Below are 25,078 nucleotides of genomic sequence, written 5' to 3' on the forward strand. Positions count from 1 at the left end.
CTCAGAAGTCCTTGCGCAGTTGCACGCCGAAGTAGCGCTCGTCATCGCGAGGCACGGCGCGGTAGATGTAGTTGCCGCCGCTGGCGAGCAATGGCGAATAGGACTTGTCGGTGAGGTTTTTGCCGAGTAACGCCACGCGCCAGCCATTGGTGTAATCGGCCAGGGCCACGCTGGCGTTCCAGAGGCCGTAGGCGCCCTGTTTGGTATCGGCGTTCTGGCTGATGTCGTACTGCACTTCGCTCTGCCAGCTGTAGTCGGTGCCGAGTTCGATATCCAGACCGTTATCCAGCGGGATGGTGTAGTCGGCCCGCACGTAGCTTTTCCAGTCCGGGCTGAACGGCAGCGGTTTGCCGTTGACGTTGCACGAGGCCGCCGCGCCCGCCGGGCAGGCGAACTCGTCGATACGAGCGCGGGTGTAGGCCAGCGCGCCGGAGAACTTCAGTTGCTGGGTCGCCTGCAGAGCGAAATCAAGTTCCACACCCTCGGTGCTGACGCTGCCGGCGTTGATCAGGCGCGTTACGACTTGCCCGGCGACGGTGTCGAAAAAGTTTGCCTGGTAGTTGTCGTAGTCGCTGTGGAAAACCGCGAGGTTGGTGGTCAGGCGATTGTTCCAGCTTGAGGCTTTGATCCCCGCCTCCCAGGTGTTGGAGGTTTCCGGTTTCAGCGCTTCGGTATCACGCGGCTGCATGTTGAAGAACACGTTGTATGCCGGGCCTTTGTAGCCGCGCGAATAGGTCAGATAAGTGGTGACGGTATCGCTCAGGTCGTACTGCAAACCGAGGCGGCCGGACCAGCCATCCTCGTCCACCGAACCGGAACTGCGGGTGGCCGGTTGGATGCCGCTGACGGTGGTGGCGGAAGTGGAGACTCGACGGTGATCGTATTCGAGATCGTCGTGGGTGTAGCGCAGGCCGGCGATGCCACGGAAGTCCGAGGTGAAATTCAGCGTGCTCTCGCCGAACACCGCATAGCTGTCGCTGGTGGTGCTGTAATCGGCGACGCCGCGATCAGTTCGTGTGGTGGTGGTCAGGGTGCGTTGATAGGTTTCCTCGTCCTTGCCGTGCATGTAGAACAGGCCGCCAACGTATTCGAGGAACTCACCTTTCGGCGACGCCAGACGCAGCTCCTGCGAGTACTGGTCGAAGGCCAGATCGCCCTTGTCCGCCGTGCCGGGGAACGCCGCCGTTACCGTGCCGAGGCGGTCGCCATCCTGATACTGGGTGTTGTCCCAGCCGCGCCACGCGGTGATCGAGGTCAGGGTGTAATCGCCCAGTTGCCAATCGAGTTGTCCGGACAGGCCCTTGTTGGTGTCCTCGACGTGGGTGCGGGTGTCGGTGTTGATATCGCGGTTGTGGCTGGTCACGCTGACCGGGCTCAGCGCGTTGGCGAAGGCCGGGGTCAACGACTTGGTGACGACGCCGTTGGGGCCGTCATCGTGGGACTGCATGTAGTCGGCGATCAGGGTGAAGGTGATGTCGTCGTTCGGGGTGAATTCCAGTTTGCCGCGCACGCCGCGGTGGTTGTAACCGTTGACCTCCTGACCGTTGTGCTGGTTGTCGACGTTGCCGTCGTAAGTGCCGAACAAGGTGCTGATCGAGCCCTTGAGCGTGTCCGGAATCAGGCTGCCGCCGATGCCGAAACGGGTGCGGCTTTCGTTGCCGCTGTAGTACGACTGATCGATGTAGCCGTGGGTCTCGGCGGTCGGCGCCTTGCTGGTGATGTTCAGCACGCCGGCCGAGGCGTTCTTGCCGAACAGCGTGCCTTGTGGGCCTCGCAGGACTTCGACGCGCTCCAGGTCCAACAGATCCAGAGTGGATTGGCCGGGGCGGGCATAAACCACGCCATCGATTACTGTGGCCACGGTCGGCTCGACGCCCGGCGAGGTAGAAATCGTGCCCACGCCACGCACGAACAACGAAGTGTCCTTGTTCGATGCGCCGGTGCGGAAATTCAGCGACGGCACTTGCTGGACGATGCTCGCCACGCTGTTGCGGTTGTCGCGTTCCAGCTGCTCGCCGTCAATCACCGACACCGCCACCGGCACCTTTTGCAGCGACTCTTCGCGGCGGGTGGCGGTGACCGTGACGGACTTGAGTGTCGGCTCCTGATCGGTGCTGTCGGCGGCGAACGCGGCGGGCAGCGGCAGCGCGGCCAGCCCGGTGAGTAGCCAGCCCGCAGCGCGGATCGATTGCGCCAGTTTATGTGTCGCCCCAGGAATGTTGTGCATGTTTGCCCGCTCGAAAAGTTGCCCTGAACCGCTGCCGTTCTGCGACGACAGCGCCTGTCTCGGTGTCTTGGGCATTCGCTCGAGCGAGTAGCAGACAACGCGCTTTGTTAGCGCTAACATCGCCAGTATTGGCAAGCCGGACATAGACCGTCCAATACTGAAAAATTACTTTTATATGCGTTTTGGTTTTTAAGAAGGATCGAGCCTTGAGCGAAGAAAAGCCCCGCAAACGCCGTGGCGCCGGTCGCGTGACCCTCAATGCGGTGGCACGCCAGGCCGGTGTTTCGGCGATCACCGTGTCGCGTTACTTCAACCAGCCGGAACAGGTCTCGCCCGAACGCCGCGAACGGATCGCGGCGGTTGTCGCCGAGCTGGGTTATGTGCCGAATCTGGTGGCAGGCGGGCTCGCCTCGGCGCGGGGGAAAATCGTCGGCATGGTGATTCCGAACATCTCCGGGCCGATCTTCGCCAACACCATTCAGGGCTTCAGCGACACCCTCAGCCGTCACGGTTATCAGCTTCTTCTGGCATCGAGTTACTTCAGCACTGAACAGGAAGAAAACGCCGTGCGGGCGTTCCTAGGCTGGTCGCCTGCAGCGTTGGTGGTCACCAGTCACTTCCACAGCGCGGGTACGGAAAAGATGCTCGCCGAGGCGGATATTCCGGTGGTCGAAACCTGGGATTACCAACCGGATCGGGAGCCGATGCAGATCGGTTTCTCGCACTTCGAAGTGGGTGTCAGCGCCGCTCGCTATCTGCACGGCAAAGGCTATAGACGCATCGCCTTCGTGCAGAACAGCGCACCCGGCGACTTCAGCGCACTGGAACGCCGCGACGGTTATGCAGCGACCGTGCGTGAGCTAGGACTTGAGCCCTGGGTATTCGCACCGGACGCCGATCGCGCCCCGTTCGAGGCCGGCAAGCAAGCAATGCAAGCGCTGATGAACGCCTCACCGCGCCCGGACGCCATCATCTTCGCCAACGACAACCTCGCCGCCGGCGGTCTGCTGGCCGGACAACGCGCCGGCCTCAAGATCCCCGAAGACTACGCCGTCCTCGGTTTCGGCGACTACCCGTTCGCCGAGATGCTGCTGCCGAGCCTGAGCACGATCAAACCGCCCGCGCTGGAGATCGGCGTGCTGGCGGCGACGCGGGTGCTGGAAAGTCTGGGCGTGTTGCCGAGCGATGAGGTGCAGCGGTTGAATCTGCTGCAGTGCACGGTCATTGAGCGGGAAAGTACCTGACGAATATGGCGTGGGCTGGTTTGGCTATGCTCTAGGTAATACCGCACATTCCACAGGCGCGACCATGCACACCGCAATCATCATCTTCTTCGGCCTGATCCTGCTGGCGCTGATGTTTTACATCGGCGAGCGCATCGGCTTCAGTCGGCAGACGCTGGCCTACGGTTTCGCGGCGTTGTGGCTGGCGTTGACGGTGATCAATGGTGCGGTCGGCGTGGTGCACGCCGGGCAGCCGTTGGGGTCGGAGATTGCGATCGGCAGCGCCGTGTATGGCGTGCCACTGGCGGCGATGGTGTTGTTCATGGTGCTGAGCGCCGAGACTTGAAGCCGTCCCGGCGCCCTGCCCCGATCAACGCACCAGATGCAGGAACTGCATGTGCCGTTCGTACTGGTCGAGGATGTCGTTGATGATCTGCTCTTTGGTGTAGCCGACCAGATCGTAGTCCTGACTGCCCTCGCTCAAGTGCACTTCGGCGCGGTAGTAGCGGCGATTGTTGAGCTGCTTGGAGCCCATCCCACCACGAGCAAACGACGGTGTGAAGTAGCCGCGCATCTGCACCTGGTAGATGAACGGGTGCTGCTCGCCGTGGCCGATTTCCAGGCTGACGCTGTCGTGCGCCGGATCCGGTTGGGTGACCACGTTCAGGCCTTTCTCGGCGAACACGGCCGTCACTTCTTCGATGGCCGGTTTCACCGTGGTGTCCATGAAGCGGTAGACCTCGTCGCGCGACGGGAAGTGCACCGCCTGGCTCAGACGCTGGCGCCAGCCGCCCTTGCCCCGCCGTGAGCCGGACACCGGCGCCAGCGAATGCAGTTGCGCGATCTGCTTCTGCGACTCCAGATAGAACGCCTTGTGCAGGCCCCACATCATCAGTAGCAGAATCAGCGAGAACGGCAACGAGGTCAGCACCACCGCCGACTTCAGCGCATCGATGCTGCCGGAGAACAGCAGGGCACTGGTCACCAGTGCGGTCATCGCCCCCCAGAACACCCGCAGCCATTTCGGCCCGTCTTCATCCGGGTTGCCGCCCTTCGCCGACAGCGTCGAGAGCACCACGGTGCCGGAGTCGGCGGAGGTGACGAAGAACACGAAGCTGATGAACACCGTCACCGCGATAACGGTCTTGCTCCACGGATAGGTTTCCAGCAGCAGGTAAAGGGTCATCGACGGGTTGTCGAGGGCCGACATGCCCAGCGCCGACATGCCGTGGTTGAGCACCTGGTCGATGGCGCTGTTGCCGAAGATCGACATCCACGCCAGGGTGAAACCGAGCGGAATCAGCAGCACGCCGAAGACGAATTCGCGGATGGTCCGGCCACGGGAAATGCGTGCGATGAACAGGCCCACGAACGGCGACCATGCAATCCACCAGGCCCAGTAGAAGACTGTCCAGCCGCCGAGCCAGTCGCTCGGTTTGTCGTAGGCGTAGAGGTCGAAACTCTTCATCGGCAAAGCGCCGAGGTAGTCGCCAAGGTTCTGGATCAGGGTGTTGAGCAAATGCTGGGTGGGGCCGGCGAACAACACGAACAGCAGCAGCGCACAGGCCAGCAGCATGTTGATGTCGGACATGACCCGCACGCCTTTATCCACACCGGAGACGGCGACGATGATCGCCGCGCCCATCATCAGCGTGATCAGGCCGACCTGAATCCACTGGGTGTGGGCGATGCCGAACAGGTAGTCGAGACCGGAGTTGAGATGGAGCACGCCGAAGCCCATGTCCGCACCGAGGCCGAACACCGTAGCGATGATGCCGAAGCCGTCCACCGCGTAGCCGATGGGGCCGTTGATGCGTTTGCCGATCAGCGGGTACAGCGCCGAACGCAGGGCCAGCGGCAGGTTATGCCGATACGCGAAATACGCCAGCGCCATGCCGACAAAGGCGAACACGCCCCAGCCGTGCAGGCCCCAGTGCAGAAACAGAATCTGCATCGCCTGACGCGCCGCCTCCGCGGTGCCGGCCTCGCCTTGCGGCGGCTGGAGCATGTGGGTCAGCGGTTCGGACACGCAGAAGAAAAACAGCGTGATGCTGATCCCGGCGGCGAACAGCATGCCGGCCCAAGACAGATAACTGAATTCGGGTTCGTCGTGGTCGGCACCGAGTTTGATCTTGCCGTAGCCCGATAACGCGGTGACCACCACGAAGACCAGATACAGGGTCATCGCAAGCATGTAGTACCAGCCGACCGTATTGGCCGCCCAGTTTTGCGCTTCAAGGAGCCAGGCACCGGCCTGTTCCGGCATGGCGATGACCGTCAGGCCGAACAGCAGGATCACCGTCGCGGCGAACCAGAACACCGGCGGATTCATGCGTACCAGACCGCTGGCGGGGGTGGACGATGCACTCATGAACGGTGCACCTCAAGGGGTTGGAAAATGGCTGAAATGATCGGACTCAGCAAAGGCAAGCCTCCTGTTGTGAGCGGGCAGCGAACCGTCGGTTTAACTTGAATGAACGTTCAAGTTAAACATGGATAGTACGCTCAGGACTAATCGCAGGGCTCAGCGGTACCTTTCGTACGCTAGCTCAAGGTTGGGTATGACGGGGGTTTGGGCGGATTCGTTCAGTGGAAAAATCAAAGTCAAAAGCGCCCTCACCCTAACCCTCTCCCGGGGGGAGAGGGGACTGATTGGGGGATGCTTGAGAATTTCGCTGCCCTGATCTTGCTGCACCGAATCCATAATCGACTGGTTTTTTCAGGTCGATGTATAGGCCCCCTCTCCTCAGGGAGAGGGACTGATTGGGGATATTCAAGAAATACGCCGACGTGAAAGTGCTCCGCTGAATCCATAATCGACTCGGTGTTTCAAGTCGATGTATAGCGCAAGACACCTCGGTCGGCTCCCTCTCCCTCCGGGAGAGGGCTGGGGTGAGGGGTAGCCCTTTAGTGCCTTACTTCTGCGTCCCGTCATCATGCTGCAGGTTAGCCTGAGTCAGGTTGCACCCGGCCGGCACGCTGCGGGTCAGCCACACGTTGCCGCCGATGGTCGAGCCTTTGCCGATGGTGATCCGCCCGAGAATAGTCGCCCCGGCGTAAATCACCACGTCGTCCTCGACGATCGGATGGCGCGGATGGCCTTTCTGCAACTGGCCGTCCTCGTCCGCCGGGAAGCGTTTGGCGCCGAGGGTCACCGCCTGATAAATCCTGACGCGCTCGCCGATGATCGCGGTCTCGCCGATCACCACGCCGGTCCCGTGGTCGATGAAGAAACTGCGGCCGATCTGCGCACCCGGGTGAATATCGATGCCGGTCGCCGAGTGGGCGATTTCCGAACTGATCCGCGCCAGCAGCGGCAGACCTGCGCGATACAAATGGTGAGCCAGACGATGGTGAATCACCGCCAGAATCCCCGGATAGCACAGCAGCACTTCATCAACGCTGCGCGCCGCCGGATCGCCGTGATACGCCGCCAGCACATCGGTGTCGAGCAGGCTGCGCAGGCCCGGCAACGCGAGGGCGAAATCCTGGATGATCCTGATCGCCTGCGCCTCGACTTCGGTATCGGCCTGGGCGCTGTGACGGGCGACGTAACGCAGTTCGAGTCGTGCCTGGGCCAGCAATGCATTCAGCGCGACGTCGAGGGTGTGACCGACGTAGAAATCCTCGCTTTCCTCACGCAGATCCACCGGCCCCAGCCGCATCGGAAACAGTGCGCCGCACAGGGCTTCCAGGATCTGCGCCATCGCATCCCGGGACGGCAACTCGCGCCCACCCTGCTCGCCGGAAGCACGGCCATTTTGTGCCCGCCACTGATCCCGCGCAGTACGTAGCTGGCTGACGATGGTCTGCAATTGCCAATGGCTGGAACGCTCGCTCACGGTAAAGACTCCTCACGGGCGGCCGGACTGTCTGGCCGCGTCAACGGCGACTACTTTACGGCAAGCCCACGGGCGCGAATTAAGAACCGATAGTGCTGGCATAAGCACGTTTGGCTATAAGCGATTGGCGGTTGCCCCGGTAAATCGGCGTGCCTATAGTCCTGACATCTCCTTGCATCAGTACGGAACCATGTCCACACAACCGATCAAACAACAGCTGGATCGCTTTAACCGCCTCGACCTGCTCGGCCAACCGACCCCACTGGAAAAACTCGAGCGCCTGTCCACCTGGCTCGGCCGCGATGTCTACATCAAACGCGATGATCTGACGCCACTGGCCATGGGCGGCAACAAGCTGCGCAAGCTCGAATACCTCGCCGCCGATGCCCTCGCCCAAGGCGCCGACACCCTGATCACCGCCGGTGCACTGCAATCGAACCACGTTCGCCAGACCGCCGCACTGGCCGCGAAACTCGGCCTGGGCTGCGTGGCCCTGCTGGAAAATCCGTTGGGCACCGACGACAGCAACTACACCGGCAACGGCAACCGCCTGCTGCTGGACCTGTTCGACACCAAGGTCGAACTGGTCGACAACCTCGACAACGCCGACGAACAACTGGCCGCCCTCGCCGTGCGCCTGCGCAGCAACGGCAAGAAGCCGTATCTGGTGCCGATCGGTGGCTCCAACGCCCTCGGCGCGCTAGGTTACGTGCGCGCCGGCCTGGAACTAGCGGAACAGATCAAGGACACCGGGCTGCAATTTTCTGCCGTGGTCCTGGCCTCGGGCAGTGCCGGCACCCACAGCGGTCTGGCGCTGGCCTTGAGCGAAGCCCTGCCGCAACTGCCGGTGATCGGCGTGACGGTATCGCGCAGCGAAGAAGACCAGCGCCCGAAAGTCCAGGGCCTGGCCGAACGCACCGCCGACCTGCTGGGTGTGGCGCTGCCGGACAGCTTCAAGGTCGAGTTGTGGGACGAATACTTCGGCCCGCGCTACGGCGAGCCGAACGCCGGGACACTGGCGGCGGTGAAACTGTTGGCCAGTCAGGACGCCGTGTTGCTCGATCCGGTCTACACCGGCAAGGCCATGGCCGGGCTGCTCGACGGCATCGGTCGCGGGCGTTTCGACGACGGCCCGATCATCTTCCTGCACACCGGCGGCGCCCCGGCGTTGTTCGCGTACAAGGACTTTCTGTAGGCCTGAACGCGTTCCCGCGCCCGACGCGGGAACGCTCAGCGTCAGCTCGAATACATATTCACTAAAAGAATAACAAACGGATAATTCATTATTTTCCATTCTAAAAGAACCGTCATATAGTCTCGCCGCAGGCGAATTTCGCGAGAGACGCATAAGCTGCTTTAAGGCAGGATAGCGCTGTCGTCCAATTCCCGGATTCGCCAACTTTCCTTAAGCGTCTTCCATAAGAAAACACAGGGGCTTGTCATGATTCTTTCCGCACTACGTCGAAATCTGCTGGTAGGTTCGCTGGGCCTGGCACTGAGCGCCGGTCTGCTGGGGCAGGCGGTTGCCGGTGAGCAACTGCAACAGATCAAGGACAAAGGCGTTATCAACGTCGGCCTGGAAGGCACTTACCCACCGTTCAGCTTCGTCGATGCCGACGGCAAGCTGTCGGGTTTCGAAGTCGAGCTGTCCGAAGCCCTGGCCAAGAAGCTGGGCGTGAAGGCCAAGATTCAGCCGACCAAATGGGACGGCATCCTCGCGGCCCTGGAATCCAAGCGTCTGGACGTCGTGGTCAACCAAGTGACCATCTCCGAAGAGCGCAAGAAGAAGTATGACTTCTCCGAGCCGTACACCGTTTCCGGGATTCAGGCGCTGGTGCTGAAAGACAAGGCCGCCGCGCTGAACATCAAGTCCGCCGCCGACCTGTCCGGCAAGAAAGTCGGCGTGGGTCTGGGCACCAACTACGAACAATGGGTCCGCGCCAACGTGCCGGGTGCCGACGTTCGCACCTACGACGATGATCCGACCAAGTTCGCCGACCTGAACAACGGCCGTACCGACGCGATTCTGATCGACCGTCTGGCAGCACTGGAATACGCCAAGAAAGCGCCGAAAACCGTCGCTGCCGGTGAAGCCTTCTCGCGTCAGGAAGCCGGTGTGGCCCTGCGCAAAGGCGAGCCTGAACTGCTGGCCGCCGTGAACAAGGCCCTCGACGAACTGCGTGCCGACGGCACCCTTGAGAAGCTGTCCACGAAATACTTCAACGCTGACGTCACCAAATAATGGAAGAAGCTTTCCAACTCGCTCTGGACTCCGCGCCCTTCCTGTTGAAGGGCGCGTACTACACGGTAATCCTTAGCCTGGGCGGCATGTTCTTCGGCCTGCTGCTGGGCTTTGGCCTGGCGTTGATGCGCCTGTCGCGTTTCAAGTCGGTCAGCTGGCTGGCCCGCATCTACGTGTCGTTCTTTCGCGGCACGCCGTTGCTGGTGCAACTGTTCGTGATCTATTACGGCTTGCCGCAATTGGGCATGGAACTCGACCCGCTGCCGGCGGCGCTGATCGGCTTCTCGCTGAACATGGCCGCCTACGCCTGTGAAATCCTGCGTGCCGCGATCGGTTCGATCGAACGCGGCCAGTGGGAAGCCGCTGCGAGCATCGGCATGACCCGCGCGCAGACCCTGCGCCGGGCCATCCTGCCGCAAGCGATGCGCACGGCGTTGCCGCCGCTGGGCAACAGCTTCATTTCGCTGGTCAAGGACACCGCACTGGCCGCCACCATTCAGGTGCCGGAGCTGTTCCGCCAGGCACAACTGATTACCGCCCGGACTTTCGAAGTCTTCACCATGTATCTTGCCGCCGCGCTGATCTACTGGATTCTGGCCACGGTGCTGTCGCACTTCCAGAACAAGTTGGAAGAGCGGGTCAATCGGCACGACCAGGAGTCCTGACCCCATGATTGTCGTGGAAAAACTGACAAAGCAGTTCAAGGGTCAAGTCGTGCTCAACGGCATTGATCTGGAGGTGAAGGAAGGCGAGGTCGTGGCAATCATCGGCCCCAGCGGCTCGGGCAAGACCACGTTCCTGCGTTGCCTGAACTTCCTCGAGCAACCCACCAGCGGCCGGATCAAGGTCGGCGATATCGAAATCGATACCAGCCGCCCGCTGAACCAGCAGCAGAGCCTGGTGCGCAACCTGCGCCAGCACGTGGGCTTCGTGTTCCAGAACTTCAACCTGTTCCCGCACCGCACCGCACTGGAAAACGTCATCGAAGGCCCGATCGTGGTCAAGAAGACGCCCCGCGATGCAGCCATTGCCCTGGGCAAGAAGCTGCTGGCCAAGGTCGGCCTGGCGGGCAAGGAAGACGCCTACCCGCGGCGCCTGTCCGGTGGCCAGCAACAGCGCGTGGCGATTGCCCGGGCGCTGGCGATGGAGCCGGAAGTGATCCTGTTCGACGAGCCGACCTCGGCCCTCGATCCGGAACTGGTAGGTGAAGTACTGGCGACCATCCGCGGCCTCGCCGAGGAGAAACGCACCATGGTGATCGTCACCCACGAAATGGCGTTCGCTCGTGATGTGGCCAACCGCGTGGTGTTTTTCGATAAAGGCGTGATCGTCGAACAAGGTGAAGCGAAAGCGTTGTTTGCCAATCCGAAAGAAGAACGCACTCGACAGTTCCTCAGCAAGTTCAGAAACAACGGCTGATCCGTAAACTTTCCTGAATATAAACTTCCATGGATGGAAGTTTCGCTTACACCCTCCCACTAAAAAACTTAATCCAGCGACTGCATTACATATATATGTCCTGCAACAGTCTCGCCGCGATTAAAGTTTGCCCCCTGCAAATTTCCAGCTGTACAAACCGACCGACGACAGAACAATAAAAACCGCTAAAAGCTGTGGCCCGATTCGCCAGGCAGGATAGGTAGAGTGCCTTATCGGCGTAGGAAGCTTCTGATAAATCCGTAATTCTTCAATTAACTAATACTCTCCGTTGACACGCCATTCAGCGAACTTTTATCTAGTCACTCATCGCGCCCCACAACATTACCTAGACCCGATAACGAATGGCCGAACGACCCTGATTCTATTACCGGGCAATTCACGCCATTTGAACTTTCAGAAACGGATTTCGCTGCAAGGCTTCAAGGAGAGGATTTCATGACCCGCACTTCGCACATCCCCGAACTGGCCGCGCCGAGCCTGGCGCCATCCCAAAACCACGGCATCAACCTCGCAGCAGCGGCTCATCTGCTGGTCGATGTGCCGCCCTACCCGGACATGGACACCGGCGATCTGATCGAACTGTTCTGGAACAACTGCTATGTCGCCTCTCACGTGCTGACAGCGCAAGACGTCGCCATCCCCGTCAGTCTGCGAGTGCCGGAGAGTTTTATCGCCAGCGGTTCGTCTCGCATCCACTACCGGGTCATGCGGGTGGGCCATGGACCATCGCTGTCGGCAGCCGCGCGGGTCACGGTCAAGCTCGACTGCCCCGGCGGGCAGCCACCGGCAGTGTGCGGTGACGAAAACCAGCAACTCGCCCCCGTGACCCTGCCCGACACCATTCGCCGTCAGGGAGTCAACGCGAACCAGATCAGACGCGGCGTGCCGCTCACCATCGAGCCCTATCTGAACATGGCCGAAGACGACGCCATCACCCTGCGCTGGGGCGATGTGCGGATGGATCTGGCACGCATCACAGCTGCCGACATCGGCAACCCGATCCAGGTCTGGGTGCCGCCGGCGATCATCACCGAGGCAGGTGAAGATCTGCGGCTGGACGTGACCTATTGCATCCTCGACCGGGTCGGCAACAACTCGCGCTGGGCACCGCCGCGAACGCTGAAGATCGGTTGCGTAAATCCCTACCTCAAGGTGCCGCTCAAGGAAACGCTGAAGGCCGCAGAGCCGCAAAAAAAATGAGGATCGATGGTCGGCGAGGGACGACTTCCTTCGCCGCCGCGCGCTTAACCAACCGGACCACGCCCCCTTCTATACATATTCCTAAAAGTTAGTTTATTTAAATTTTATACGCGCTTAGGGTATATGAACCGGACCACCGGACATTCTTTCGTTCGCCGCACTTTTGCGGCGTTTTTCATGAGATGTGAGGTAGGTAACATGGTCCGGAACACAATCACCCCAGTGCAGATCGCCAGGGCATTGCGTGCAGCCAAGGAGCGGCACTGATGTCCAGTCTGGCAGACGCAAACGTCCAGAGTGACCTGGACATCGCCCCGTTGTTGTTGCCCGCGCAAGTGCTGCGCAACGACGCTCAAGCCATCAAGGCCGCCCACGAGCTGGCGCAAGTTGCCCGCGTGCAGGCCGCCAAACGTGATCGCCAGCGCAAGCTGCCGTGGTCGGAAATCGAACAGTTCACCCGCAGCGGCCTCGGCAGCATCGCCATCCCGCGCGAGTACGGCGGGCCGCAGGTTTCCTTCGTCACCCTGGCCGAGGTGTTCGCGATCATTTCCGCGGCCGACCCGGCACTGGGACAGATTCCGCAGAACCAGTTCGGCATCATCAACCTGATCCTTGGCAGCGCCACCGAACAGCAAAAAAAACAGCTGCTGCAGAGCGTGCTCGAAGGCTGGCGCATCGGTAACGCCGGGCCTGAGCGCGGTACCAAAGACACCCTGGAATTGAAAGCGCGCATCACCGCTGACGGCGACGACTACGTGATCAACGGCCAGAAGTTCTATTCCACCGGCGCCCTGTTCGCCCACTGGGTCGCGGTCAAGGCGCTCAACGATGACGGCAAACAAGTGCTGGCTTTCGTCCGTCGCGGCACGCCGGGATTGCGCATCGTCGATGACTGGTCGGGTTTCGGCCAGCGCACCACCGCCAGCGGCACGATCCTGTTGAACAACGTGCGGGTCGATGCCGGCCTCGTGGTGGACAACTGGAAGATCAACGAAAAGCCCAACACCCAAGGCGCGGTGTCGCAGCTGATTCAAGCGGCGATCGACGCCGGCATCGCCCGTGGCGCCATCGATGACGCCATCGAATTCGTCAAGAACCGCGCCCGGCCGTGGGTCGACGCCAACGTCGAACGGGCCAGCGATGACCTCTACGTGATCGCCGACATCGGCAAACTGAAAATCGAACTGCACGCCGCCGAAGCGCTGCTGCGCAAGGCCGGACAAGTGCTGGATCAGGTGCACGCCGCACCACTCACCGCCGAGTCCGCCGCCCGCGCCTCGATTGCCGTGGCCGAAGCCAAGGTGCTGACCACCGAGATCTCGCTGCTGGCCAGCGAAAAGCTCTTCGAGCTGGCCGGCAGCCGCGCCACCCTCGCCGAATTCAACCTCGACCGTCACTGGCGCAACGCCCGGGTGCACACGCTGCACGACCCGGTGCGCTGGAAGTACCACGCGGTCGGCGCCTATCGCCTCAACGGCAAGTTGCCGGCTCGCCATTCCTGGATCTGACGACCAGAACACTTTTGACCAGATCTCTGGAGAAACACATGACTCTTTCCCATCCCGTCGCGGTCATCACCAGCGACGAGCAAGCCCTGATCGTCGCCAGCGACCTGGCCGAAGACTTCCAGCGCGACAGCAACCTGCGCGACCGCGAACGCCGCCTGCCGCTGCCGGAACTCGACGTGTTTTCCCGCTCCGGCCTGTGGGGCATCAGCGTGCCCAAGGAGTACGGCGGCGCCGGCGTGTCCAACGTGACCCTGGCCAAAGTCATCGCCCTGATCGCCCGGGCCGACGGCTCGCTGGGGCAGATTCCGCAGAACCATTTCTATGCCCTCGAAGTGCTTCGGGTGAACGGCAGCCACGAGCAGAAACAACGGCTGTACGCCGAAGTCCTCGCCGGCCAGCGCTTCGGCAATGCCCTGGCAGAGCTGGGCACCAAGACTGCCCATGACCGGGTTACCAGCCTGAAACGCGACGGCAGCGGTTATCGCATCAACGGCCGCAAGTTCTATGCGACCGGCGCCATTTACGCCCAACGCATTCCAACGTCGGTAGTCGATGAAAACGGCGTGCAGCAATTGGCCTTCGTCCCGCGTGACAGCAAAGGCCTGACCGTGATCGACGACTGGAGCGGCTTCGGTCAGCGCACCACCGGCAGCGGTTCGGTGGTGTTCGAAGACGTGTATGTCGCCGCCGAAGATGTCATTCCGTTCCAGAGCGCCTTCGAGCGCCCGACCCCGGTCGGCCCGCTGGCGCAGATCCTTCACGCCGCCATCGACACCGGCATCGCCCGCGCCGCCTACGAAGATGCGCTGCACTTTGTACGCAGCAAAACCCGGCCATGGATCGATTCGGGCAACGACAAGGCCACCGAAGACCCGCTGACCCTCAAGAGTTTCGGCCACTTGAGCATTCGCCTGCACGCCACCGAAGCCCTGCTCGAACGCGCCGGCGAATTCCTCGACGCAGCCCAGGCCGAGACCAACGCCGAAACGGTGGCGGCAGCCTCGATTGCCGTCGCCGAAGCACGGGCGATCAGCACCGAAATCTCCTTGGCCGCCGGCAGCACCCTGTTCGAACTGGCCGGCAGCCAGGCCCCCCTGATCGAGCATGGCCTCGACCGCCACTGGCGCAACGCCCGGGTGCACACCCTGCACGACCCGGTGCGCTGGAAGTATCACGCGGTCGGCAATTACTACCTCAACGATGAAAACCCTCCACTGCGAGGGACCATCTGATGAGCAAGAAAAAGATCCTGCTCAATGCGTTCAACATGAACTGCATCGGCCACATCAACCACGGGTTGTGGACCCACCCTCGCGACACCTCGACCCGGTACAAGACCATCGAGTACTGGACCGAACTGGCGCAACTGCTGGAGCGCGGGCTGTTCGACGGGCTGTTCATCGCTGACATCGTCGGCGTGTACGACGTCTATCAGAACTCGGTGGACGTCACCCTGAAAGAGTCGATCCAGCTGCCGGTCAGCGATCCGCTGCTGCTGGTATCGGCGATGTCCGCGGTGACCAAAAACCTCGGCTTCGGCCTGACCGCCAACCTCACCTACGAGCCGCCATATTTGTTCGCCCGGCGTATGTCGACCCTCGATCACCTGAGCCGTGGGCGGGTGGGCTGGAACATCGTCACCGGTTACCTGGACAGCGCCGCCAAGGCCATGGGCCTCAGTGAACAGGTCGAGCACGACCGGCGTTACGACCAGGCCGACGAGTACCTCGAAGTGCTCTACAAACTCTGGGAAGGAAGCTGGGAAGACGGTGCAGTGCTCAACGATCCGCAGCAGCGGATCTACGCGCAGCCGGACAAGGTGCACAAGGTCGAACACAAGGGTGAGTTCTATCAGGTCGAGGGTTATCACCTGTGCGAGCCGTCGCCGCAGCGCACGCCGGTGCTGTTCCAGGCCGGCAGTTCGGATCGCGGTCTGCTGTTCGCCGGACGCCATGCCGAGTGCGTGTTCATCAGCGGCCAGAACAAGCCGTCGACCAAAGTACAGGTGGACAAGGTCCGCGCCAGCGCCGTCGAAGCAGGTCGCAATCCCGAGGACATCAAGGTGTTCATGGGCCTGAACGTGATCGTCGGCGAGACCGAGGAAGCGGCCTGGGCCAAGCACGCCGAATACCTGAGCTACGCCAGCGCCGAAGCGGGCGTGGCGCATTTTTCGGCGTCCACCGGGATCGATTTTTCCCAGTACGAAATCGACGAACCGATCCAGTACGTCAAAAGCAACGCGATCCAGTCCGCCACCAAGAACCTGCAGAACAACGACTGGACCCGGCGCAAGTTGCTCGACCAGCACGCCCTCGGTGGACGCTACATCACCGTGGTCGGCTCGCCGCAGCAAGTGGCGGATGAACTGGAATCCTGGATCGCCGAAACCGGCCTCGACGGCTTCAACCTGACCCGCATCGTCACCCCGGAAAGTTATGTGGATTTCATCGATCTGGTGATTCCCGAACTGCAACGGCGCGGCTCGTACAAGACCGCGTACGACACCGGCAGCCTGCGGGAAAAACTGTTTCACGGCGAAGCGCACCTGCCGCAGCAACACACCGGCGCTCATTACCGACACTCCTCCTCGCACTGACTGGAAAACCACCATGACCAAGAAGCTCCTGTCCTACCCAGTCAAAGCACTGGCCCTGGCCTTCGGCCTGTTCAGCTCGGCGGTGTTCGCCGCCGATGCTCCGTTGAAAATCGGCACCACCGCCGCCTTCGCGATTCCGCTGGAAGCCGCCGTCGAAGAGGCCTCCAAACAAGGCCTGAAAGTCGAGCTGGTGGAGTTCACCGACTGGATCGCACCGAACGTCAGCCTCGCCGCCGGTGACATTGACGTGAACTACTTCCAGCACATCCCGTTCCTGGAAAACGCCAAGGCGGCTTCAGGTTTTGACCTGGTGCCATTCGCCCCCGGGATCATCAACAACGTCGGCCTGTACTCGAAGAAATACAGAAGCTTCGACGAGCTGCCGGAAGGCGCCAGCGTCGCCATCGCCAACGACCCGATCAACAGCGGACGCGGTCTGCAACTGCTGGCCAAGGCCGGTCTGATCACCCTCAAACCGGGCGTCGGTTACAAGGCTACCGAAGACGACATCGTCGCCAATCCGAAGAAGATCAAGATCCTGCAAGTCGAAGCCGTGCAGCTGGTGCGCGCCTACGATGACGCCGATCTGGTCCAGGGCTACCCGGCCTACATCCGTCTGGCGAAGACCTTCGATGCCGGTTCCGCGCTGCTGTTCGACGGCCTCGATCACAAGGAATACGTGATTCAGTTCGTGATCCAGCCGAAGAGCAAGACCGACCCGCGCCTGATCAAGTTCGTCGACATCTACCAGCATTCGCCTGCCGTTCGCGCCGCGCTGGATAAGGCCCACGGCAAGCTGTACCAGGCCGGTTGGGAAAGCTGAGGATGACGGCAGCCATTCAACGGCGACTGGATCTTCCAGAGCCACCCGCGCTGGCACAGCGCACCGAACTGCATCCCGAACTGAACCGAGCCCACGTGCGCTTCGTCGGGCTCGGCAAGACCTACGACGGTAAACAAGGCCCGGTCGCCGCCCTGCAAGGCATCGACCTGGCGATCCAGCGCGGTGAAGTGTTCGGCATCATCGGCCGCAGCGGCGCCGGCAAGTCGTCGCTGATCCGCACCATCAACCGCCTCGAACAACCGACCTCGGGCCGGGTGCTGATCGATCAGGTGGACATCGGCGAATACGACGAGGATCGCCTCGTCGCCCTGCGCCGGCGGATCGGCATGATCTTCCAGCACTTCAACCTGATGTCGGCAAAAACGGTGTGGCAGAACGTCGAACTGCCACTGAAAGTCGCCGGTGTCCCGAAAGAACAGCGGGAGAAAAAGGTTCGCGAACTGCTGGAGCTGGTGGGCCTGCAAGCCAAGCACAAGGCTTATCCGGCGCAACTGTCCGGCGGGCAGAAACAGCGTGTGGGCATCGCCCGCGCGCTGGTGCACGACCCGGATATTTTGCTGTGTGACGAAGCCACCTCGGCCCTCGATCCGGAAACCACCCAGTCGATCCTTGGCCTGCTGCGCGAGATCAACAAACGCCTGGGCCTGACCATCGTGCTGATCACTCACGAGATGGCGGTGATCCGGGAAATCTGCGACCGCGTCGTCGTGCTGGAACATGGCCGCGTTGTCGAGCAGGGCCCGGTCTGGGAAGTATTCGGCAATCCGCAACACGAGGTCAGCCAGACCTTGCTCGCACCGCTGCAACACGCCTTGCCCGAAGAATTGCAGAGCCGTTTGCAGGCGCAACCGTCGTCGTCCGACGCGTCAGTTGTGCTGCGTTTGCAGTTCACCGGCAGCCAGCAGGATGAGCCGGATCTGGCCGCGCTGTTCGCCGCGCTCGGTGGCCGGGTGAAATTGCTGCAGGGCGGTGTGGAACGGATTCAGGGGCACGCGCTCGGGCAATTGTTGCTGGCGGTGGCGGGATCAAAGCTGAACGCCGAGGAATTGCGTCAGCGTGCCAGCCAGTGGGCACAACGCACGGAGGTGCTGGGTTATGTGGTTTGATCGCTTGCTGCAGGGTTTCATCGACACGTTTCTGATGGTCGGCGTTTCGTCGCTGATCGCACTGCTGGCGGGTATTCCGATGGCGGTGATTCTGGTCACCAGCGACAAGGGCGGGATCTACGAAGCGCCGGTGCTCAATCGCGCGCTGGGGGCGTTCGTGAACCTGTTTCGCTCGATCCCGTTTTTGATCCTGATGGTCGCGCTGATTCCGTTCACCCGGCTGATTGTCGGCACTACATACGGTGTGTGGGCGGCAGTCGTGCCTTTGACCATCGCAGCCACGCCGTTCTTTGCGCGGATTGCCGAGGTGAGCCTGCGTGAAGTCGACTACGGCCTGATCGAAGCCGCACAGGCCATGGGCTGCCGGCGCTGGCACATCGTCTGGCATGTGCTGTTGCCCGAGGCGCTGCCGGGGATTGTCGGCGGGTTCACCATCACCCTGGTGACGATGATCAACTCCTCGGCCATGGCCGGAGCGATCGGCGCCGGCGGCTTGGGCGACATCGCCTATCGCTACGGCTATCAGCGCTTCGACAGCCAGATCATGCTGACCGTGATTGTGCTGCTGGTGGCGCTGGTAGCGGTGATTCAGCTGGGCGGTAATCGCCTGGCGCGGGGGTTGAACAAGCGCTGAATGGCATGGCGTATAGTCGGCAGATTCCTTTGCCAGCGCAGCCCGACCATGAAGCAGACCCCCACCGATCTGGAACAGATCACCTCTACCACCCTCGGCCACTACAACTCGGTGGCCGAGGGTTTTCGTGAAGGCACCCGCGATCACGATGTCAGCCAGAACATCGACGCCCTGTTGCGGCACATCCAGGGTGACGCGCCATTCTCCATCCTCGATTTCGGCTGTGGGCCGGGGCGGGATTTGCAGACATTCACCCGGATGGGTCACGTCGCCGTCGGCCTCGACGGCGCGGAGAAATTTGCGCAGATGGCTCGGGAAGACAGTGGCTGTGAAGTGTGGTGCCAGGATTTTCTGAAGCTGGATCTGCCGGCAGAACGCTTCGACGGGATCTTCGCCAATGCGGTGCTGTTTCACGTGCCGTTGCAGGAATTGCCCCGGGTCTTGAAGCTACTGCACGGGACATTGAAACCGGGCGGCGTGCTGTTCAGCTCCAATCCGCGCGGGGATAACCGTGAGGGCTGGAACGGGCCGCGTTATGGCTCGTATCACGATCTGCAAGCGTGGCGTGGGTTGTTGACCGCTGCCGGGTTTATCGAGCTGGAGCATTACTACCGGCCGGCGGGCCTGCCGCGTGAGCAGCAGCCCTGGCTGGCGAGTGTCTGGCGCAAAATAGCAGACTGAGGTGTATCAGCGACTCCCCCCTCACCCCAGCCCTCTCCCGGAGGGAGAGGGAGCCGACCGAGATGTCTTGCGCAATACATCGACCTGAAAGTGCGGTGTCGATTATGGATTCGGCACATCAAGGTCAGGTCGATGTATCACATGAGCATCCCCCATTCGGTTCCCTCTCCCTCCGGGAGAGGGTTAGGGTGAGGGATGCTTTTGATCTAATTTTTCTTCGGCTCGCGAATCTTGTACCAGGCCACGTACAGCGCCGGCAAAAACAGCAGCGTCAGCAGGGTCGCAATCACGATCCCGCCGATCATCGCGTAGGCCATCGGCCCCCAGAACACTTCCCGGGCAATCGGGATCATGCCCATGCTCGCCGCCGCGGCGGTCAGCAGGATCGGGCGACGGCGGTGTTCGGTGGCTTCCACCACCGCATCCCATGGCGCATAGCCTTTGCGCTCGAACTCGTCGATCTGGGTCACTAGAATCACCGAGTTGCGGATGATGATGCCGATCAACGCCAGAATCCCGAGGATCGCCACGAAGCCCATCGGCGTACCGGTCGGCACCAGCGCCAGCACCACGCCGATCAACCCCAGCGGCGCGACACTGGCCACCAGGAACAGCTTCTGCACGCTGTGCAACTGGATCATCAGGAAGGTCGCCATCAGGAACAGCATCAGCGGCAACACCTTGGCAATCGGCCCCTGCGCCTTGCCACTCTCCTCGACCGTACCGCCGGTGGCGACCTTGTAGCCAACGGGCAGTTTTTCGGCGAACGCGTCGATGGATGGCTTCAACAGTTTCACCAGATCGGTCGGCTGAATCTCGTCACGTACCGACGCCTTGATGGTGATGGTCGGCAGGCGGTCGCGACGCCACACCAGCGGCTGCTCCAGCTCATAACGAACCGTGGCAAAGGCCAGCAGCGGAATCGACGTGCCGTTGGGCGTGACGATCTGCAGGTTCTGCAGGGTTTCCGGCGTACCGCGTTCCGAACTCACCGCGCGGCCGACCACGTTGATCAGGTAGATGTCGTCGTTGACCTGGGTCAGCGGCGCGCCACTGACGATGCTGTTCATCAGGTTCGCCACGTCTTCGGACGACAGCCCGAGCTGGCGCGCCTTGTCCTGGGCGATGTCGATTCGCAGGACTTTGCCTGGCTCGTTCCAGTCATAAATGATCTCGCCGATGTGCTCGTTCTTGTCCAGTTCAGTCGCCAGGTCGATGGCATGCTTGCGCACCTGGTCGATGTCCTTGCCGCTGATCCGGTACTGGATCGGACGCCCCACCGGCGGACCCATTTCCAGCGCCTGCACGTAACTGCCGATGCCGACGAAGTCCTTGTGCAAGCGTTCGCGCAGGCGCTGACTCAGGGCCTCGCGGGCTTCGAAGTCTTTGCTGACGATCACCAGTTGCGCGTAGTACGGGTTCTGCAATTGCTGGTCGAGTGGCAGGTAGAAACGGATCGCACCCTGACCGATGTAGGTGCTCCAGCGCACGATGTCCGCGTCGCCCTTGAGCGTGGCCTCGAGTTTGTCGACGGCCTTGCGGGTCTCGTCGATCGAGGCGTTTTGCGGCAGGTTGAGGTCGACCAGGATTTCCGGTCGATCCGAGGACGGGAAGAACTGATTCTGCACAAACCGCATGCAGAACACCGCCAGCACAAACAACAGCACGGTGATGCCGATGGCCCACCAGCGATTGCGCATGCACCACAGCAAACCGCCGTTGAATGCGCGGCCAACACGCCCCGGTTCGGCTTCATGGGGTTTCACGTTGGTGCTGAGAATGTGCACGCCGATTACCGGGGCGAAGAACACCGCCACAATCCAGGACACGATCATCGCCACGGCAATCACCGCGAACAGCGTGTAGGTGTACTCGCCGGCAGAACTGGCGTTGAGGCCGATGGGGACGAAACCGGCGACCGTCACCAGCGTACCGGTGAGCATCGGGAACGCGGTCGAGGTGTAGGCGAACGTCGCGGCCTCCTCTTTGCTCTCACCCATTTCCAGGCGCGTGACCATCATTTCCACGGTGATCATCGCGTCGTCCACCAACAGGCCGAGGGCAATGATCAGCGCGCCAAGGGAAATCCGCTGCATGGTGATGCCGCTGTATTCCATGAACACGAACACCATCGCCAGCACCAGCGGGATCGAGCACGCCACCACCAGCCCGGCGCGTACACCGAGGCTGATGAAGCTGACTACCAGCACGATCACCACCGCTTCGAACAACGCGCTGGTGAAGCCGCCAACAGCCTCCTCCACCACCACCGCCTGATCGGACACCGTGTGCACACCCACGCCAACCGGCAGATCCGCGGTCAGCTCATCGATGCGTTTATGCAGGGCCTTGCCGAACTCCTGGACGTTGCCGCCCTTCTGCATGGCAATCGCCAGACCGATCGCCGGTTTGCCGTCGAAGCGGAATTCCGGTGTGGCCGGGTCGACGTAACCACGGGTGATGTCGGCCACGTCGGCCAGACGATAGAAGCGGTCGTTGAGTTTGAGATTGACCTCGGCCAGGTCTTTCTCCGAAGCAAACTGCCCCGAAGTCCGCACGGAAATCCGCTCGGGCCCCGCCTCGATGACACCGGCCGGAGTCACGGCGTTCTGCGATTGCAGGCTCTGCACCACCTGACGCTGATCGATTCCCAGCGCCGCGAGTTTGCGGGTGGAGAAGTTCAGGTAGAGCACTTCGTCCTGCTGACCGATCATCTCGATCTTGCCCAGCCCGGGCACATTGCGGATCTCGGCCCGCGCCTGTTCCACGTAATCGCGCAACTGGCGCATGGTCAGGCCGTCGGCGGTGAAGGCGTATACCGAGCCGAACACGTCACCGAATTCGTCGTTGAATCCCGGCCCCTGAATGCCCTGAGGAAACTGCCCGCGAATGTCGTTGATCTTCTTGCGCACCTGGTACCAGATTTCCGGAATGTCCTTGGCGCTGGTGGTGTCGCGCAGGTACACGTACACCGTCGATTCGCCGGGGCGCGTGTAGCTTTTCACGTAGTCGAGGGAATCGAGTTCTTCGAGCTTTTTCTCGATGCGGTCGGTGACCTGCTTGAGGGTTTCCTCCTGGGTCGCGCCCGGCCATTTGGTCTGGATCACCATGGTCTTGATGGTGAACGACGGGTCTTCCTCGCGCCCCAGATTGAAGTAGGAAAACACCCCCATGAGCAATCCGACGAACATCAGATACCAGACGAAAGACTGATGCTTGAGGGCCCATTCGGAGAGATTGAAAGAGCCTTTCATTGACTGTCCTCGTCAAGTTTCACGGATTGTCCGGGTTTGAGACTGTTGACGCCGGCGCTGACCACGCGCTCGCCGTTCTTCACGCCCCCCGCGAGCACCACGCTGCTGTCGGTGCGGCTGATCACGCTGACGTCGCGCGGGTTGACGGTTTTGCTCTGGGTATCGATGACCCAGATTCGCGGTTTGCCATCGACCTCCTGCAACGCCGTGGCTGGCAATTCGATTCGCGGCTTGATCGCCGAGCTGAGGGTGACGCTGATCGCCGTGCCGAGGCGGAAGCCGTCGGGCGTATTGGCCAGGGTCAACCGTGCACGTCGGGTGCGCGTCGCACTTTGTGCCTGCGGTTCGATCTCGCGCAGGGTGGCCGTGGTGTTGATGCTCGGGTCGAGCTGCCCGGCCACCAGAAACACCACGTCGGACGGGATCTCATCAACCAGGGTGTCCGGCAGATCGATCACCGCTTCCTTGATGTCCGGTTGTGCCAGGGTCACCACTTGCTGGCCCGCCGTCACCACTTGCCCGGCCTCGGCGTTCCACGCGGTGACCACGGCTTTGTGATCGGAGCGCAGCTCGGTGTAATCGAGTTGATCCTTGCTTTGATTGACCGCCGCGCGCGCCTGATCCAGCGAAGCCTGGGTGGTTTTCAGGTCTGTCATCGCAATGTCCAGTTGCGCCTGCGCACCCACGCCCCGGTCGAACAGCGCTTGCTGACGGCGGGCATTGGCCTGGGCGTTGATCAATTGGGCCTGAACCTTGGCGAGATCACCCTGGGCCGAGCGCAGCTGGTTCTGCTGGTCGGACGGATCGAGGGTGGCGAGCAGCGTGCCCTTCTGCACCTCGGTGCCGACATCGACGTTGCGGCTGGCAATGCGCCCGCCGACGCGGAAACCGGTGTTGCTTTCATAGCGCGCCTGAATGCTGCCGGCGAAACGCCCGAGGTTTTCCTCGCTCATCGCTTCGACCTTGACCGACAACACCGGCCGTACCGGCTCCGGCGGTGGTTCGCTTTTCGAGCAGGCGGCCAGCAACACGCCAATGGATAACAGCCCCAGACGCTTCATGGCTGTGCTCCCGGTTGCAGATCCTTGTAGGTGTTTTCGGCAATTTCGACCTTCATGCCCGGATGCAGCAACTGCCCTCCCGCGACAATGACCTTTTCCCCGCCCTTGAGGCCCTCGCTGATGATGACCTTGCCGATCAGGTAGCGGCTGACGGTGACGTTGTGCAACTGCGCTTCGCCTTTGTCGTCGACCATCCACACCGCCGGATCGCTGACGTTCTTGGTCAGTGCCGACCAGGGCAATTCAACCGCCGACTTGCCGGTGCCCTTGGCCGTGGCGCTCACCACCGAGCCCAGCTGCATCCCTTGCGGCAGGCTGTCGAGGCTGACCTTGACCTGCACCGTGCCGGATTGCGCGGACACCGCCGGGGTGATTTCACGCACGGTGCCGGTGGTCTTGATGGCGGGGTTGTCGAGCAGGCTGACGACGATCGAACGCTCCGCCGGCCGCTCGGCCAGCAGGGATTCGTAAACGTTGAACACGGCGTCGCGGTCGCCGTCCCGGGCCAGGCTGAAAATCGGTGCCGTGGCCTGAACCACCTGGCCGACTTCGGCCTGACGCTCGGTGATGACGCCGGGTGCATCGGCGATCAGCGAGGTGTAGCTCAGTTGATCCTTGGCGTTGGCCAACTGCGCCTGCGCTGCGCTCAAGGCACTCTGGCTGCTGCGCAAGGCGGCCTGTGCGGAATCGTATTCGCTCTGGCTGGTGTAGCCCTTGGGCAACAGTTTCTGCTGGCGGACGAACGCGGCGGCGCTCTGCTTGACCCGCGCCTGCTCGGCCAGCACCTGGGCCTGGGCGGAGTCGACGTTGGTCTGCAAATCCTTCGGATCGAGCTTGGCCAGCACTTGTTTGGCCGATACCCGGTCACCGACATCGACCATGCGCTGGATGATCTTGCCGCCGACCCGGAACGACAGTTCGGTCTGCACGCGGGCCTGAACATCGCCGGTGAGGGTCACGGCGGCGGCGTAATTGGCGGGGTTGACCTCCTGCACGAAGACCCTGGGCAGGTATTCGGCGGGGGCCTTTTTCTCGCCGCACGCGCTCAACAAAGCGAACAGACTCAGCATGACCGCTGTTTTCAATCCGGGACTCGCCATGCAGACTCCTTCCTGTGTACGAACGTGCAAGTGACGATACGACTGTGAGCTTAGAACAGGGTTCAACCTTCGTCCGGGCGATATATGCATTTCTGTGCAGCGAGTATCCTGACCCGGATT

At 61.8% G+C, this 25,078-nt stretch carries 20 protein-coding genes; 14 read left to right on the top strand and 6 right to left on the bottom strand.

From position 1 onward, the window contains the following. Nucleotide 1 precedes the first annotated feature (1 nt). Entirely contained in the window at nucleotides 2-2,227 is a 2,226-nt protein-coding gene (locus M5G18_RS13575) for a TonB-dependent receptor (RefSeq protein ID WP_273897929.1), read from the bottom strand. 206 nt (nucleotides 2,228-2,433) lie between these two features. Here M5G18_RS13575 and M5G18_RS13580 point away from each other — a divergent pair, with 206 nt between their 5' ends. Next, nucleotides 2,434-3,471, top strand: coding sequence for a LacI family DNA-binding transcriptional regulator (locus M5G18_RS13580; RefSeq protein WP_273897928.1), 1,038 nt, complete (start codon nucleotides 2,434-2,436; stop codon nucleotides 3,469-3,471). A 64-nt stretch (nucleotides 3,472-3,535) separates the two neighbouring features. Further along, nucleotides 3,536-3,796 (top strand): hypothetical protein, encoded by a 261-nt coding sequence (locus M5G18_RS13585; RefSeq protein WP_007952727.1) that lies wholly within the window; start codon nucleotides 3,536-3,538, stop codon nucleotides 3,794-3,796. Between the two features lie 24 nt (nucleotides 3,797-3,820). Here M5G18_RS13585 and betT read toward each other — a convergent pair whose 3' ends face one another. Together betT and epsC are read right to left on the bottom strand one after the other, a co-directional pair. Then, on the bottom strand, nucleotides 3,821-5,782 hold the full coding sequence (gene betT, locus M5G18_RS13590) for a choline transporter BetT (protein ID WP_162831787.1): 1,962 nt from the start codon (nucleotides 5,780-5,782) through the stop codon (nucleotides 3,821-3,823). 583 nt (nucleotides 5,783-6,365) lie between these two features. Beyond that, nucleotides 6,366-7,292 carry a serine O-acetyltransferase EpsC gene (gene epsC / locus M5G18_RS13595; RefSeq protein WP_007952730.1) on the bottom strand — a complete coding sequence of 309 codons (927 nt, stop codon included), beginning with the start codon at nucleotides 7,290-7,292 and terminating at the stop codon, nucleotides 6,366-6,368. A 190-nt stretch (nucleotides 7,293-7,482) separates the two neighbouring features. Between epsC and M5G18_RS13600 the strand changes: the two genes are divergently transcribed. From M5G18_RS13600 to M5G18_RS13655, 12 genes are all read left to right on the top strand, one after another. Continuing rightward, nucleotides 7,483-8,487 (top strand): D-cysteine desulfhydrase, encoded by a 1,005-nt coding sequence (locus M5G18_RS13600; protein WP_007952732.1) that lies wholly within the window; start codon nucleotides 7,483-7,485, stop codon nucleotides 8,485-8,487. Nucleotides 8,488-8,733: 246 nt separating this feature from the next. Then, a complete protein-coding gene (tcyJ, locus tag M5G18_RS13605) occupies nucleotides 8,734-9,534 on the top strand; it encodes a cystine ABC transporter substrate-binding protein (RefSeq protein ID WP_230734714.1) in 801 nt (266 codons plus the stop codon). After that, nucleotides 9,534-10,199: a cystine ABC transporter permease gene (tcyL, locus tag M5G18_RS13610; protein WP_011331947.1), complete on the top strand. Its 666-nt coding sequence runs from the start codon at nucleotides 9,534-9,536 to the stop codon at nucleotides 10,197-10,199. The genes tcyJ and tcyL overlap by 1 nt, the downstream gene beginning before the upstream one ends. A gap of 4 nt (nucleotides 10,200-10,203) precedes the next feature. After that, entirely contained in the window at nucleotides 10,204-10,953 is a 750-nt protein-coding gene (gene tcyN / locus M5G18_RS13615; RefSeq protein WP_007952738.1) for an L-cystine ABC transporter ATP-binding protein TcyN, read from the top strand. A gap of 456 nt (nucleotides 10,954-11,409) precedes the next feature. Then, on the top strand, nucleotides 11,410-12,174 hold the full coding sequence (locus M5G18_RS13620; protein ID WP_273897927.1) for a hypothetical protein: 765 nt from the start codon (nucleotides 11,410-11,412) through the stop codon (nucleotides 12,172-12,174). Nucleotides 12,175-12,440: 266 nt separating this feature from the next. Then, complete coding sequence (locus M5G18_RS13625) at nucleotides 12,441-13,682, top strand: SfnB family sulfur acquisition oxidoreductase (RefSeq protein ID WP_273897926.1); 1,242 nt, start codon at nucleotides 12,441-12,443, stop codon at nucleotides 13,680-13,682. 38 nt (nucleotides 13,683-13,720) lie between these two features. Beyond that, nucleotides 13,721-14,914 carry an SfnB family sulfur acquisition oxidoreductase gene (locus M5G18_RS13630; protein WP_273926133.1) on the top strand — a complete coding sequence of 398 codons (1,194 nt, stop codon included), beginning with the start codon at nucleotides 13,721-13,723 and terminating at the stop codon, nucleotides 14,912-14,914. Continuing rightward, a complete protein-coding gene (locus M5G18_RS13635) occupies nucleotides 14,914-16,278 on the top strand; it encodes an LLM class flavin-dependent oxidoreductase (protein ID WP_273897925.1) in 1,365 nt (454 codons plus the stop codon). Before M5G18_RS13630 ends, M5G18_RS13635 begins: the two co-directional genes overlap by 1 nt. 13 nt (nucleotides 16,279-16,291) lie before the next feature. Then, nucleotides 16,292-17,101, top strand: coding sequence for a MetQ/NlpA family ABC transporter substrate-binding protein (locus tag M5G18_RS13640; RefSeq protein WP_273897924.1), 810 nt, complete (start codon nucleotides 16,292-16,294; stop codon nucleotides 17,099-17,101). A 2-nt stretch (nucleotides 17,102-17,103) separates the two neighbouring features. Further along, a complete protein-coding gene (locus M5G18_RS13645) occupies nucleotides 17,104-18,228 on the top strand; it encodes a methionine ABC transporter ATP-binding protein (RefSeq protein WP_273897923.1) in 1,125 nt (374 codons plus the stop codon). Continuing rightward, nucleotides 18,218-18,862 (top strand): methionine ABC transporter permease, encoded by a 645-nt coding sequence (locus tag M5G18_RS13650; RefSeq protein WP_273897922.1) that lies wholly within the window; start codon nucleotides 18,218-18,220, stop codon nucleotides 18,860-18,862. Before M5G18_RS13645 ends, M5G18_RS13650 begins: the two co-directional genes overlap by 11 nt. A gap of 48 nt (nucleotides 18,863-18,910) precedes the next feature. Further along, nucleotides 18,911-19,543, top strand: a complete 633-nt coding sequence (locus M5G18_RS13655; protein WP_273897921.1) for a class I SAM-dependent methyltransferase — start codon at nucleotides 18,911-18,913, stop codon at nucleotides 19,541-19,543. Nucleotides 19,544-19,749: 206 nt separating this feature from the next. Here the strand turns inward: M5G18_RS13655 and M5G18_RS13660 are convergent, their stop codons facing one another. The 3 genes from M5G18_RS13660 to M5G18_RS13670 are packed head-to-tail and all read right to left on the bottom strand — an operon-like array spanning nucleotide 19,750 to nucleotide 24,958. Next, complete coding sequence (locus M5G18_RS13660) at nucleotides 19,750-22,797, bottom strand: efflux RND transporter permease subunit (protein WP_273897920.1); 3,048 nt, start codon at nucleotides 22,795-22,797, stop codon at nucleotides 19,750-19,752. Continuing rightward, entirely contained in the window at nucleotides 22,794-23,858 is a 1,065-nt protein-coding gene (locus tag M5G18_RS13665; RefSeq protein WP_127796597.1) for an efflux RND transporter periplasmic adaptor subunit, read from the bottom strand. Before M5G18_RS13665 ends, M5G18_RS13660 begins: the two co-directional genes overlap by 4 nt. After that, a complete protein-coding gene (locus M5G18_RS13670; protein ID WP_007952761.1) occupies nucleotides 23,855-24,958 on the bottom strand; it encodes an efflux RND transporter periplasmic adaptor subunit in 1,104 nt (367 codons plus the stop codon). The genes M5G18_RS13665 and M5G18_RS13670 overlap by 4 nt, the downstream gene beginning before the upstream one ends. Between the last annotated feature and the right edge of the window lie 120 nt (nucleotides 24,959-25,078).

The sequence above is a fragment of the Pseudomonas aphyarum genome, from assembly GCF_028657055.1.
Taxonomy (GTDB): domain Bacteria; phylum Pseudomonadota; class Gammaproteobacteria; order Pseudomonadales; family Pseudomonadaceae; genus Aquipseudomonas; species Aquipseudomonas aphyarum.